At 59.4% G+C, this 13,507-nt stretch carries 14 protein-coding genes and 1 pseudogene; 2 read left to right on the forward strand and 13 right to left on the reverse strand.

What is annotated here, in order from left to right:
- From X773_RS65270 to X773_RS65290, 5 genes are all read right to left on the reverse strand, one after another.
- The coding region (locus X773_RS65270) for a helix-turn-helix domain-containing protein (protein WP_023679034.1) at positions 1 to 333 on the reverse strand (333 nt) is incomplete at its 3' end.
- A 502-nt stretch (positions 334 to 835) separates the two neighbouring features.
- On the reverse strand, positions 836 to 1,087 hold the full coding sequence (locus X773_RS73800; RefSeq protein WP_156937409.1) for a hypothetical protein: 252 nt from the start codon (positions 1,085 to 1,087) through the stop codon (positions 836 to 838).
- Between the two features lie 424 nt (positions 1,088 to 1,511).
- Positions 1,512 to 1,979 (reverse strand): tetratricopeptide repeat protein, encoded by a 468-nt coding sequence (locus X773_RS65280; protein WP_023679036.1) that lies wholly within the window; start codon positions 1,977 to 1,979, stop codon positions 1,512 to 1,514.
- 15 nt (positions 1,980 to 1,994) lie between these two features.
- Positions 1,995 to 2,447, reverse strand: coding sequence for a YidB family protein (locus X773_RS65285; RefSeq protein ID WP_023679037.1), 453 nt, complete (start codon positions 2,445 to 2,447; stop codon positions 1,995 to 1,997).
- Between the two features lie 354 nt (positions 2,448 to 2,801).
- Positions 2,802 to 3,671, reverse strand: coding sequence for an MBL fold metallo-hydrolase (locus X773_RS65290; protein WP_023679038.1), 870 nt, complete (start codon positions 3,669 to 3,671; stop codon positions 2,802 to 2,804).
- Between the two features lie 680 nt (positions 3,672 to 4,351).
- Between X773_RS65290 and X773_RS78350 the strand changes: the two genes are divergently transcribed.
- Entirely contained in the window at positions 4,352 to 4,558 is a 207-nt protein-coding gene (locus X773_RS78350) for a hypothetical protein (RefSeq protein WP_023679040.1), read from the forward strand.
- A gap of 418 nt (positions 4,559 to 4,976) precedes the next feature.
- Here X773_RS78350 and X773_RS78355 read toward each other — a convergent pair.
- Positions 4,977 to 5,155 (reverse strand): annotated as a pseudogene (locus X773_RS78355) (alpha/beta hydrolase); the annotation flags it as partial.
- A gap of 374 nt (positions 5,156 to 5,529) precedes the next feature.
- Between X773_RS78355 and X773_RS65300 the strand changes: the two are divergent.
- A complete protein-coding gene (locus X773_RS65300; RefSeq protein ID WP_023679041.1) occupies positions 5,530 to 6,168 on the forward strand; it encodes a hypothetical protein in 639 nt (212 codons plus the stop codon).
- 21 nt (positions 6,169 to 6,189) lie between these two features.
- On the opposite strand, the gene X773_RS65305 is transcribed toward X773_RS65300, so the two are convergent.
- The 7 genes from X773_RS65305 to X773_RS65330 all read right to left on the reverse strand — a co-directional run bounded on the left by X773_RS65305 (position 6,190) and on the right by X773_RS65330 (position 13,397).
- A complete protein-coding gene (locus tag X773_RS65305) occupies positions 6,190 to 7,851 on the reverse strand; it encodes a DNA polymerase/3'-5' exonuclease PolX (protein ID WP_023679042.1) in 1,662 nt (553 codons plus the stop codon).
- A gap of 107 nt (positions 7,852 to 7,958) precedes the next feature.
- Positions 7,959 to 9,857 (reverse strand): DNA ligase D, encoded by a 1,899-nt coding sequence (gene ligD / locus X773_RS0138810; protein ID WP_348625941.1) that lies wholly within the window; start codon positions 9,855 to 9,857, stop codon positions 7,959 to 7,961.
- Positions 9,858 to 10,400: 543 nt separating this feature from the next.
- Positions 10,401 to 10,640 carry a DUF982 domain-containing protein gene (locus X773_RS65310; RefSeq protein ID WP_023679044.1) on the reverse strand — a complete coding sequence of 80 codons (240 nt, stop codon included), beginning with the start codon at positions 10,638 to 10,640 and terminating at the stop codon, positions 10,401 to 10,403.
- 262 nt (positions 10,641 to 10,902) lie between these two features.
- Positions 10,903 to 11,148, reverse strand: a complete 246-nt coding sequence (locus tag X773_RS65320) for a DUF982 domain-containing protein (RefSeq protein WP_023679046.1) — start codon at positions 11,146 to 11,148, stop codon at positions 10,903 to 10,905.
- Between the two features lie 542 nt (positions 11,149 to 11,690).
- Complete coding sequence (locus tag X773_RS75005) at positions 11,691 to 11,948, reverse strand: DUF982 domain-containing protein (RefSeq protein ID WP_084641508.1); 258 nt, start codon at positions 11,946 to 11,948, stop codon at positions 11,691 to 11,693.
- A gap of 354 nt (positions 11,949 to 12,302) precedes the next feature.
- Positions 12,303 to 12,530, reverse strand: coding sequence for a hypothetical protein (locus X773_RS75010; RefSeq protein ID WP_023679050.1), 228 nt, complete (start codon positions 12,528 to 12,530; stop codon positions 12,303 to 12,305).
- A 669-nt stretch (positions 12,531 to 13,199) separates the two neighbouring features.
- Positions 13,200 to 13,397 carry a hypothetical protein gene (locus X773_RS65330; protein WP_023722969.1) on the reverse strand — a complete coding sequence of 66 codons (198 nt, stop codon included), beginning with the start codon at positions 13,395 to 13,397 and terminating at the stop codon, positions 13,200 to 13,202.
- Positions 13,398 to 13,507: the final 110 nt, after the last annotated feature.

Genomic DNA, 13,507 nt, shown 5'->3' on the forward strand with positions numbered 1-13,507 from the left:
GATCGGCATCGACACTTCGATCGCGTCGTTCTTGACCGCACGATATTCGCTCTTGAACACGACGAGCACTTCTTCGGCCGTCGGATAACAGATTTTCTGACTGCCTTTCTTCGCTTTCAGGTTCTCGGTGCGGATCAGCCCCGCATCCTCCAGCACCTGGATGTTGGTCGAGACGGTCGACTGCGGAAGCGACAGCACGGCGGCGATTTCGTTGACATTCATCGGCCCCTTCTCATGCAGCAGTTTCAGCATCGAGATCCGCGCCGAGGAGGCAAGCCCCTTGAGCACGGCAATGCCTTCCTCAGGTTCGATCACCAGAAAATTGCGATTCATGAAATCGCCAGTCTATGCTCGTGACAGAGGTTATGGCTTCGCTCATTGCAACGGCGCTGACCGAAACGCCGAGCCGTTGATTTGGTTACATTAAGCCCTCGACCGTCAGTATGCATCGCAAGCCGTACCCGCAAGGATGGTGCGACATGTCTACATTTGTTCTCCGACCGCCAGCTCCTTGTAGTGCGGGGGTGCTTGTCAGTCCGTGGCCTCGATTTGCAGACGACTAGATGCTGGCAGCCACAAAGAGGCAGAAGCCGAACACGGAATTGGGGCCGTTCCCCTGGCCAAATCCCCAAGATACGGGACCTCGACGTCGATGTTAGCCGAACCGGCGCGGATGGATGCACAGGATGCGGTTCGCTGAAGTGCGTGCCGCCGTGAAGTAAATCATCGGATTCGCCACCCGATAGAGTCGGGACGGGGTTCTACCTATTGCTTTTGAGCATGATCTTTTCCGAAAATCGCGATTCCACTTCTTCGGGATCGCGCCAGTGCCGGCCTAGTGCATGCTGGCCGCGGCAGCGACCCTGTCCACCATGGCGAGAACAGCTAGCGGTGCGGTGTGGTGGACCATGTGGCCGGCCTGCGGGATGATATCGACAAAGGAACCAGGAATCTCCGTTTGTAGTCTAAGAGCCTCGGCTTTCGCATCGAACAACCGGTCGCCGGCCCCGGCAATAATGCCGGCAGGCATCAACAGATCATTGTAGCGGGTGAAGCGGCCGCCGGCCAGCGCGTCGGCCAGCATCAATCCCGATTCGGCCGCGATCGACCGCAGCTGTGAGGCCAGCTGGCGATGTCCTTTGCCGACGAAGCAAACCCCGCAGAGACGATGCCGGGGCGAAATACTTGCCCATGGCGAGCGGCCAGGTGAGCAGCACAAGCAGCGGCAGCAAAATGTGGGGGAAAACACCACCGGCGACAGGCAAGGCCGGCAGCCCGCCAGTGCAAGGCCCAGGCGCGGCGGCAAGAACGGACCGATGAAGACTCCCGATCGAATCGTCGTCCGATCGAGCTCATCGACTCGCCCGCCTGCCATCGAACCCAAATCTCAGGCGCTGAGCGGCCGAGTAGTAGATGCGACTTCGCTGCTTCATGGCTCACACTCCATCTTTCAGAAAAGAGCGTGTGTTGCTGCGATCAGTTGAATCCGCCACCCAAACCGAACGCGGCTGCTAGGCAGGCCGAAGCTTGTGCAAGTACAGCTGTGCGTCACAAGGCAAGTGAACTAAGAAGCTGCACGAACCGCGGGTGATCGCGAATGGCGTCGAAATGACTTCGTGACGGATTCGTTCCAATACGTTCTGACTCACGCTTCCTCCGACGGCTCTTTCCAGGTACCGCACCGCTTCCTCCACTTCCCCGAGCACGGAATACATGCAAGCGGCGTTGTACTGCGTCACGAAGTCGTCCGGATCGATCGCCAGCGCTCTGGCCAGCCAGGAACGCGCCTTCTTCCGCTCACCGATATACGCGAGCGAGGGCGCCGCGATGCAGCGGTGCCGCATTTTCAGGATGGCGGCCAGTTGAGCGTTCGGCGCGCTCGAAACAGACCCTTGGTTCGCGAGCGGATGAAGGCGATCGCGCAGGAGCGTCCCCCCGTGTAGAGTTGCCACCCTGGATCTCGCCTTGGCCGGCTGCATTCCTGGCTGTGTCCCCTAGGATACATTGTCGAGCAGGGTCGACTTATCCAAGCCATGTGTCGGCTCAGGCGGCCATTCACCATTCAGCGTCATCTCGTTGACTGTCTCGGGTAGATCCCGCGCAATCCTTCTGATTAGCTCCTCGCGCGAAAGACCCGTCTGCATCGAAATGGACGTGAGTGTACCTTCGTCCATTGCCGCTTGGACGTCCCTTGGCTCAATCGGTTGGTTTGGCCCGCTGCCAACCCACGAGTCGACCTTCGATCCTGCCCCCACCTCCCTGAACCGGTCGAGGATCTCACCAAGGTCAGCCCTCGACACGCCATTCGTTATCTGAGCCAGAATTCTGCGTTGCGGGTCGTTTGGGTTAAGATACCCCGCTCCCGGAATCAATTCACAGAGCTTGTCGCGGTTTTGGTATGCCAGAACGCGAAGCATCGCGATCGCCAATCTTCCCAGATTTGCCATTTGGTCTCCTCCACGGTTTTGGCCGATGAGCGAATCAAAGCCAAGTCTTGGCGGATGCCGACGCGTGTGGACTCGAACAACTTCTTGCCGGTCGGCTCGCGGGCGGACAGGACGCGTCCTACGGGTACTCGTTTTCCATCTGACGTCTTCTCCTGACGCAGAACTTCGGGGCGCTTGGCCGCAGTCGCCCTGCGCCGATCGAACGCCCTAACCCGGCGCCTCCCGGGTTTGTTCCGCTTGTCAGAGTTTGTCGGCGACGATGGGGCGCGCGACCCGACGGGTAACTCTACCGGCTCGAGAGACAGAGTCTGCCCAACTTGACCATACTTCAGAACGACGACGGCTCGGTTAGCCTCAGCTACCTTGGACTGCCGCCGGCTCGCGCACGAATTTCAATTTCGGCGGGACGGCGAACACCCTGAACCGCTCAGCCAGGCTGTCAAGAGCTTGACGCATGCCCACTCCCGCAGCAGCCGCACCGTGTCCACTGATGACCATCCGCGGGTTCAGGGCAGCCAGGTGCTTCACGGATCTTTCCGCCGCATCCCAGTCCGGCGTGAAGTAGCGCGGCGGACCGTGCATCTCAAGATCCTGAACGGCGACCTCATAGACTGACTCCTGACCGGTGGTGATGAAAGCGTCCCCTACGATCAGCGAGCGGTCCTCCTCGCGCCAGAGCGAGATATGCCCAGGAGCGTGCCCGGGTGTGTGTAGCCATCGCCATCCGGGCATTCCGGGGATCGATCCGTCGGCAGGTAGGAGTTCCAAACGGTTGCCAAGATCAATTGGCCCCCGTGGAAAAAGCGGCGAAAGCAGCGCCATCAGTCCACCCCCGACCCAGGGATCCGGTGGCGGATAGGACGCGGTTCCGTCCAGATAGGGGCGCTCGAGTGGATGCGCGAAGACAGGCACGTCCCACCTATTCGCGAGGTCTAGAACCGTTCCCACATGGTCGAAATGGCCGTGGGTCAGGATGATCGCGGCCGGCCGTGCGTTCGTGCCAAACCGCTTTTCCGCGACCGCAAGAATGCTGCCGCGGGACGTCGGCAACCCGGTATCGATCAGCATCCAGTTCCGATCTCCGCTGCCCGGTGCGCCGAAGAACACGACATTGACGATTGCTAGGCGCAAATAGCCCAAGTCCGGTGCGATGCTCCAAGCGCCGTCGCCACGATCCTCGCGCCTGGCGTGGTCGATCTCGGAAAGTCGAATCTGAACGGTCATGTGATCCCGTGCCTCTCTTGTTGCTGAGCAGCCGCTCGAGTCGATCGGCGGCGGTGGTATATCGCCCCGAACTTGGCACGGCCCTCCTTGTTCCTCCTTCGCCACCCAGCTCCGGACAGTCCACCACAGGAACAAAGGCTCGACCAAATCGGTTCGGCATTGCCCGGTCGCGCCAGGACGAGCTGGACTGAGCAACGAAGATGGCGCGCGCCCCATTGGATGCGGTATTTCGCCAACGCGGTTCCCGGTCCTAACAAGGCGGCCGAGTTCGAAGCCGACTGCTGAAGAAGACTTCGAATGAGCGAAGTGGGGCGTATGGACGAGCACCAGGTGGAGGCTCCGGTTCCGCAAGCTTCGCCTATGACTGGTCAAGTTGGGCGCCAATGGTCGAGGCGGCCCGATCGGCAGGTGTCCAGGTTATCTGGGACATCTTCCATTACGGATCTCCAGACCATGTCGATCAGCGATCGCTGCATTTCATCGATGCCTATGCCCGTTCGCGGCAGAAGCCGTGAGCGTACAGCGTTCGATCGCCGGAACACCGCCTCTGTTGTGTCCCATCAACTAGATCTCCTTTTTCGCATGGGCTGTTGAGGTCGGCTATTTCCCGCGTGGGGCCGAACAAACGTGGATGGTTCAAGCGGCATCTCGTGAAGGCTGCCATCGCGGGTGTTCGTGCAATGCGGGAGATCGACCGCGCCTGCAGATTTGTCTGGGCCGAGCCCCTTATCCAAATCGCTCCTCGTGACCGGACCCGCAGCGAACGGGGTCGGGCCGAAAACGCCCGTCAGGGGCAGTTCGAAGCTTACGACATGTTGCTGGGCCGCGTCGAACCTGAGTTGGGCGGGAGCGAAGATGTTGTCGATTTCGTGGGCCTGAATTTCTAGCCGCACAATCAATGGTAAATAAACGGGCCGACGATATCGATGGGACACCATGAGTACCGCGCTTTGTCGGAAATGTTGCTCGAGGTTGCTCATCGGTACGGTAAGCCGATGTTCATTGCCGAGACCGGCTCAGAGGGATCCGGCGGGCCGGCTTGGCTCCACTATGTATGCCGCGACGAGGTGCGTGCCGCTATGGGTGTCGGAGCATCGATTCGAGGGTATTTGCCTGTACCCGATAACGGCCTACCCGGGCTGGGACAATTCGCGTCATGCAGAGGTGGGGTTATTTTCGGCCATCCACCCGAATGGCACACGCCGCCTCCGTCAGCCCGTCGCGGACGAACTGGTGCATCAGCAAGATCTGTTCACGGCAAACCGGACGCGCTGATTGTGTTGCGACACACCGCAAGGGCGAGCACCGAAGACCAGGGCAAATTACGGTGTATTCCTCAGCCAAAATCGGCGCCACGCGATCCCAAGTGGCATGGGTGCGAGGATGACCGTGCAGCATCAGGAAGCGGTGGCCCTTCCACCAACCCGCACTCTGAGCGTCGCTTCCGGAAGTTTGATCTGCTCCAGCGAGAAACCTTCAAACATGCAACTCCCTCCATTCGCAACATTTGCCAAACGTGTAAACGGAGAGGCAGTTCAATGTCGGCTTCCGCGGGATCTGAACTTGCCTTGTATTCCGCGAAGAGGTCGTGAGCCGAACGGCGGCTTTAACTGGTCCCTCGGCAATAACCGGACGGACAGCAAACGGCCCCCAAAAAGCCGCCAGGCGGCGACGCGCCTGATATCGCACTTCGAGATCAACTCTGCCGTTTCCTGTTAGCCGAAGTTGCAAACGGCCCCGCTCACAATCGTGGTTGCGCCTTTGGGCATCGTGGTTCAGACCGCTGGCGGATTAGAACTCATATTGGCTTTGCGATCGGCTCATCGCTGCCGACTATCGGGGACCTATATAAAGGGGCATGTCCACGCGCCGAAAAATCAATGCAACAGCGAAGCTGATTGGAGAGTGGCCTTTAACCCCGGCTGCAACGTTTGGATCGTCCGTCAGAGCGAGGGGTATTTTTCTCGAAATACGCGCCCGCCTTCCAACGGACTTCAGGAAACTGCTCCATATCGAGTCCCGCGTGCTTACCCTGCGCGTGTCTCAGGGCGCCGAGAATGATGTGCAGGTGGTATTCGGGATCGTATCCAAAGCACTGCAGAATATCGAAGACCTGCCCGTAATCCCCCGTGAAATCGAGGACATTCTGACGATCTCGACGGCCGAACGGCACCGCTGGCTGAAAGATGGTCGCTTGCAGAGCGCCGGGACGAAAACGGTGAAACTCCGCGGGCGGGCAAGGAACATCACCTTTCACGTGTTCGACCCGCAGCACGTGGAGGATGTGCTTGACCGCGACCTGGTAACGGTCTGGCGCGAACAGGACGCAGCGACAGCTGCAGACAATAGGCGGCGAGCCGCGGGGAAGGCCGCCATGAAACGTGCTCAAAGAAGCGGTCGCGGAACTGCAGCTTCAACTGGCTACGGCCCCGATGAGAACGCGCACTCCAGTTTGCGCGGCTGGGAAGATTTTGAGAATGACGGACTCCTGCACTGATAGGCCGGGCGCACAAGCAGGTTAGGCCGTTTGCCTGCGCCGTGCGAGATGCGCAAGGAGAGCCGTCAAACGCATCGCGTTCAGGACCCGCTTCGCAGGAACACCGCCCTTGCGCGCCATCTCGACACCCCAATGCATGTGGTCGAGCTCGCGGATCGAATGAGCGTCCGGATTGATGCTGAAGATGCAGCCCTGATCGAGTGCCTTTTGATGCCAGCGCCAATCGAGGTCGAGTCGCCAAGGATGTGCGTTGATTTCGACAGCGACGCCGTGTTTCGCACACGCTTTGAGGACTTTGTCGACGTCGAGATCATAACCGGGCCGGCGCAACAGCTGGCGACCGGTCATGTGCCCGATGATTGTCGTCCGAGGATTTCCGATCGCCTCAATGATACGCTCCGTCTGTTCCTTCTTGGACAACTTGAAGCGGCTGTGCACGCTCGCGACGACGAAATCGAACGTCTCCAAGATGTGACTCGGGTAATCGAGCGAGCCATCCGCCAGGATGTCCGCCTCGATGCCCTTCAGTATGCGAAATTTTCCATTGTATGCCTTGTTCAGCCGGTCAGCTTCGCGGTGCTGTTCAGCAATCTCCTGCAACGTAAGGCCGCCTGCGTAGTGAGCGGACTGCGAATGATCGGCGACACCATAGTATTCGAAACCGCGCTTGCGCGTGGCTTCAGCCATTGCCTCAAGCGTTTCGGTGCCATCGGACGCGGTCGTGTGAGAATGCAGGATGCCATGCAGATCTTCATCCCGAATGAGGGCGGGTAGCTTCTGCTTTGCCGCTCGCTCAATCTCGTCCCTGCCTTCGCGCAATTCAGGCTCGATAAACTGCAAGTCTAGAGCTTGGTAGATTTCTTCTTCTGTCGCTGACGCGATCAGCTTTCTCCCGCGATGAAGCCCGTCGGCGTCTAGGGTGAACCCCTTGTCGGCCGCGAACGTCTTCAATTGCTCGAGGTGGTCTGCCGAACCGGTTGCTTCGAGCAGGCTCGCGCCAAAGTGCTTCCGGTCCGTGACAACAAGCCTGAGGGTCGTATCCTCAATACCAGTCGACTTTAAGCCCTGCGCTACCAGAACGAAGTCGGAAACGAGCTCGCAACCGCGCCGGAAGTCGCCTGCAATTTCGACGCGAGAAAACTCTGGATGCTGTTGCTTCACCGATATGACCGCATGTTCGAGAAGGGCGGCGGCCTTGTGCAGGTGAAGTTGCGTTTCGCCGCTTCGCACGATGGCCAGGTTCTGCAGCAGCTTTGTCTGAAGCGCGGCGCCGAGGCCTTTGACCGGGCGTATGCGGTCTTCTCTTGCTGCGGCCTCGAGCTCCGCCAGCGAGTTCACGCCGAGCGCCTGATGAAGCTTCAGTATCTTATCGGGACGAAGCCCGGGTATGGCAAACAGCTCCATCACGCCCGCTGGGACATCCTCGCGCAGCTTTTCAAGGCTCGGGTGCGTGCCGGTTTGGTAAAGCTTGGTCACGATGTCTGCGATCGCGTCACCGATCCCCGGGATCTTGGTGACGGCGCCGGCGGCGATGATCCGATCAAGCGGCTGCGACAGCGCCGTCAGACTGTCTGCCGCGCGCAAGTATGCCTTTATGCGATAGGGATTGTCGCCGCGCATGGACGCCCGTTGCGCGTATTCCCTTAAAAGACTGGCGACGGTCCTCGGATCGATTTTTGCCATGGCTTCAGCCAAACGAGGCCGATCTCCGCAGGTTCCAATTAGGCAAGGCCATGAGCGCCGCGTTGCCGTTTAAATCCCGGCTTTACTGCCTCTTCCCGCGTCGGACGCTACAGATTGGACAAGGATTGGTCAGCGCGACCCCATCCCGCCAGAGCTTTGGAGGCTGCACGTTTCTTTAATTCAGGAGCATCGCCAACGTGGAAATGAGAGGGCGCATCTATTGTCTTCATCTCCGCCCACGTGATCGGTGCCGCGACAGGAGCGCCCGGACGTGATCTTGCGCTGTAGGGCATTATAGCGGTCGCCCCGCGCTGATTGCGTAGATAGTCCACAAAGATGCGACCCTTGCGGCGCGCCTTTGACAAGACGGCCGTGAAATGGGCCGGATCGCTCTGGGCGACCGCCTGCGCCAGGCGAGACGCGAAGTCCTTCACCTCTGGCCACTCGGCGCCAGGGGTGAGGGGCGCGATGACGTGCACTCCTTTGCCTCCCGTCAGCATCGGGAAAGTCGTAAGTCCCAGCGATTTAAGGATTGCGCGGAACTGAAAGGCAGCGGCGCGGACGGCCTCAAAATCGAGGCCTTCATCGGGGTCGAGGTCGAACACGAGGCGGTCGGCCTTTTCGACATCCTCGATCCGAGCCCCCCATCCATGCAGCTCGATCGTTCCCATCTGGACGCAAGTCATCAGTCCGTCGGCATCGTCGACATAGAGATATGGTTCCTCGTGCCCGTCTTTCTCTGTGATGCCGACGTGGTGGACTTTGTCGCCAAAGCTGCCGGCGTCGTGTTTCTGGAAGAAGCACTTCTTCGCGCGGCCCTGTGGGCATCGAACCAGACTGATCGGCCGGCTGCCAACCCAAGGAAGCATGATCGCCGCGACCGCGGCGTAATGGTCGGCGAGCTGTCCCTTGGTGATGTTGGACTCCGGATAGATGACGCGGTCGCGGTTACTTATTTTGATGGCGGTTGTCGCAGACGCGGCGAGATCGGCTGCATGACGTTCCGTCTCGAGCACGACCGCCTCTGGCTTCTTGTCTTCGCGGAGACCAAGATAGCTCGGATGTCGTAACGTCCCTTCATTTGTCATTTCGGTGAAGGCAATCTCAGCGACCAGTTTCGGACGGAGCCAGTGTGCGCCGCGCACTTCGGCGCGTGGTGCGTCGACGGTGGCGGCCTTCTGCTCAAGCGGGGCCATGATCTTCAAGAGACGAAGAAGTTCAGCGGTATCGAAGCCGGTGCCGACTTTCCCGGCGTAACGCAGCTTGCCGCCGTCATGAACGCCAAGGATCAAGGACCGAAACGCGCGGACCTTGTCGGACGGCGTCCAGCCGACAATCAGAAATTCCTGTCGCCTGATGCATTTGATCTTCAGCCAGCTTGCGCCGCGGGCCGCCACATAACTCGAATCCGCGAGCTTTGAGATGACGCCCTCAAGGCCGGCTGCGCAGAAGCGATCGAGCAGCTCTTCTCCGCGGCCGAGGATATGGTCGGAGTAACGAAGGACCGGATTTTTCGCAGGCAAGATCGCCTCCAGCTTCGCCTTGCGCTCAACAAGAGGAAGCCTTGTCAGATCTTCGCCGTCGAGCTGCAGCAGATCGAACGCATAAAAGTCGATAGTCGCCGGGGCACCCTTCAATGCTTTCTGAAGCGCCTGGAAGTTAGATTTTCCTTCCACATCGACAACCACGGCCTCGCCGTCAATCAGGGCGGAGCGCACCTTGAGCTTGCGAGCCTCGGAGAGGATCGAGGGAAAACGGCTAGACCAGTCCAGACCAGATCGTGTGTAGGCTCGCGCCTCGCCACCGCCGACGGCAACGAGAATACGATAGCCGTCGTATTTCATCTCATGGATCCAACGATCGCCGGCAGGGACCGTGTCCACGAGCGTTGCGAGCTGGACCGGCCGGAAAGCGGGCGGCGCTAAAGCGACCTCGTCACGAGCGGGCGACTTCGCTTGACTAGCGCTCGACGCTTTGATTGCCTTATGCGACGTTGGCTTCACCACTCTGACCTAAACCATACTCAGAGACGAAACAGCGTTATCCGCCGTCCAACGCGCGACTACTTCTTTAGTTTCGCTGCCGGCCGTGTTGAGCTTTTCGCGATCATTCCCGACCCGCTTGATTACCGCCTCGGCCTGAGGCCGTGCTTCCTGCCTCCGGCCCTTCCATTCCCGATTTTCGCGCACAGCTCACAGGCAATAATCAAGAGGAGGAACCTGCCCTCAGATGCCGCCACAGCGTATCCGGTTTCTGCCATCGGCTTTAGAAGCCTGACATTCCGGTTCCGGTCCCCTATAGTGTGCGTCCGGTTTTGATCTTCTCGTCGAACCCTGTGTTTCGATTGATGATTAGTCGACGTGCCCCATTGACGCCAAGTACCTCGCCCAGAGCAGCTCCGATGCCAGTTCAAGAAGTGCAAAATGGCCCATAAATGCGCCGACCAGAGTGAATGCTCTCGTATCCGGGTCTATTTCGAGCGGCGCGGACTTGGTCAGCATTAGACAGCCTAACGGGTCCTTCCCAATATAGCCATGGGCACCGGCCTGCTAGTCACGGAACACCCCCTCCTCCCTGGCGGCAGCCTCGAAAGCCTGACGGACCTCTTCCGGAGTCACGCGGTCCTGAAAGGCGTCGGCGCACAGTTGCACAGCCTTCCTCCACTTAGGTCCCATCTTGGTCCACTTCATGAGTTCCTCGGCGGCACCCTCGACGTTGTTGCACCCGTAGGTGACCCCAGGTCGGTCGCTCTTGACGTACACCGGAGGGAAGAACCAGTGGGTTGCCACGACAACTCCTCCTACGGGGAAAGATACATCTTTGCCTCCTTAGCGGCAGCCTCAAAGGCCTTTCGTATTATGTGGGGATCAATTGAATCGCCCTCCAAGGCTGACAGGCAGAGGGTCACCGCCTTATGCCAGTGAGGCCCTCGCCGGGTCCACATCTTGAGCTGCTCAAGGGCTTCCTTCGCATTGGTGCAACCATGTCTGACACCGGTTTCAGTCTTCACGAACACCGGAGGGACGAACCAGATGGGCGCCATGATACCTCCTACTCAGGGGAGAGATACACGTTGGCCTCCCTGGCAGCCGCCTCAAAGGCTTCACGGACCTCTTGGGGGGACACCGTGCCCTCGAATGCATCGACGCAGGATTGAACCGCCTTCGTCCACTTCGGGCCCTTTGTGTCCCACCCCATGAGTTCCTCGGCGGCTCCCTCGACGTGGCTGACCCCATTGCGAATGCCCGGACGTTTCGTCTTCACGTAGACCGGGGGAGAGAACCAGAGAGGACCCATAAGGGGGAACTTAGAGCGCCAAGAGCCCGCTGACCAACCCCGCTTTAGCCGCAGCTAAGGAACGATGTAGGCCCTCGCGGGTTTAGAGCTTGCAGCGGGATTCTTCGTGGATGTGCAGCCGCTGTGGGGGGGTCCGTCGCCTTTCTCANCCATGAGTTCCTCGGCGGCTCCCTCGACGTGGCTGACCCCATTGCGAATGCCCGGACGTTTCGTCTTCACGTAGACCGGGGGAGCGAACCAGAGGGGACCCATAAGGGGAACTTAGAGCGGCAAGAGCCCGCTGACCAACCCCGCTTTAGCCGCAGCTAAGGGAACGATGTAGGCCCTCGCGGGTTTGGAGGTGGCAGTGGTCCTTCTCGGATGTGCAGCCGCTGTGGCGGGGTCCGTCGCCTCTCCCTCATCGGCGGCGGGCTCCTTTCGCGAAGGCGGTGTTGGTAATAGACACCTAGAACCTTATACCGCATCCAATTTAGCTAGTTGTCATTGGGGGGAGTAATGTCCCCTCCTCTTTGGCAGCAGCCAGGAACGCCTTGCGGGCCTCCTCAGGTTCCATCTCGTCGAAAATCACGGCCATGCAAACGCGCACCGCGAGGTCCCAGCAANGCCTTGCGGGCCTCCTCAGGTTCCATCTCGTCGAAAATCACGGCCATGCAAACGCGCACCGCGAGGTCCCAGCAAGGGCCACGCTTGGTCCACTTCATCAGCTCCTCGCCGGCTTTCTCGGCGTTGTTTACGCTGCGGATGATCCCGGGACGCTCGGTCTTGACCGGGACCGGAGGGTTGAACCAGTGGAGAGCCATGCGATCACTCTTTGTCGGCCCGATCAAGTTCCTCCAGCAAATACTTTTGCTCAGCCCAGTTCCCGTTCTACAGGCAGAGTGAGCAGGTTGCGAAGGTAATTGCGGATTACCTCTGACTATTGAAATGGCGCAGGACGGCGCGCTTCCGTTGCGATGCCACAGCGGCTGAAGTTGGCTGACAGCTACTCGCGACCGTCGATAGCCACGCAGAGGCCCATGGCAGTTGCTGCCTCGACGATTGCCTCGGTTAGTTCTTCGTTGGAGGCCACCAAATAAGGCGCAGTCTCCCGAGCTTCGCGTAGTGCCGCTTTGATCGAGACCGTGTCGCCACGGTCCGCCCTGTTGAGGAGGCGGTTATTCGCAAAGATCGAACCCGACGAACAGGCCAAAGGCTGGGGCAACATTGACAATAAGCTCCACCAGCTCGCAGTCAGTTTCCGCCAGATGTGGCCCGTCTCGGCGCACCGCTGCAATAGTCTCTTTGACGGAGATGATTTGGCCGCGACGGGCTTGTAGGATCAGCTCGTGAACAAGGTGTTCGGCAGTCACCTTGTCGGGTCGGCAGTTCGTCCAAACATTCATACAAGGCCTCCCACCTCAGCGAGAACCCACGCGGAACATTCATGATCCTCTGTCGAGAAAAATCAAGAAGAATGTTTGATAACTTCTGAGTGGGAATCAGGGGGACAAGCCACGAAGCGAGCCTCTATACTCTTTGACCTGACGCTCAGCCAGCCGGCTAAGGGACTTCTTCCGTCGGGCCCTGTTTGGCCCGATCAATAGCCGCAAGTAATGACTGTAGGGTTGGCGGCAGTTCTGGTTCGACCTCCAGATTTAAGAACGTTTGTACGTGATGACGATAGCCTTCGGAACGGATCAGTTTCCGAAACGCTCCGGAGACAGACTGATGGTCTGCTTTGTTGCTCGTTGTCATGTTCGGGAAGTCCGTCCCCAATGAGCCGTAACTCGCCCGCAACGAACGGGTTCCATCAGGAGGTCGGAATATTTTGGCTGAAATTTCTGAGCGGGAGATCGGCTAACTGGCTCGCGCGAAGACCCCCGTGCCCCCTTCGTTTGCCGCAGCATTAATCCCCGCTGTTTGAACAGAAGATCGTGTCGATCTAGCGTCGGTGTTGCACATCGTGAACGTTGGAATGCTTCTGTCCAATGTTTGCTCACGCTGTGATGCCAACAGGGCAGGCTCTTGCGGCAGGGTGCCGCAAGGTCGCGACGATGAAACGCCGGCCCAGTTCAACCCGCGCGACGTCCTTCAAAGCTGGGGGGATCGATCTTCACCAAGCGGTCTGCGGCCTCGACCGCAGTTCGTATCCTGCTGCACAGCGCGAGATTTTCGGCCAGCATTTCTTCAGTGCGTTGAAGCGCGAGCTCGGTCCGGTGGATGCGCTGCCTGGCATTGGCAACTTCCGATGTCAAAAGATCGGCCGCCATCCCGTGGCCGTGGGGTTCCATAGTGTCCATGGGTTTCTAATACATGGGGGGCGATATCGTTCCCTGATGTCGGGCGAAACGGCGGGCCGCAGAAAAGCGCGATGGGCCGA

It is taken from the genome of Mesorhizobium sp. LSJC280B00, assembly GCF_000502835.1.
GTDB lineage: Bacteria > Pseudomonadota > Alphaproteobacteria > Rhizobiales > Rhizobiaceae > Mesorhizobium.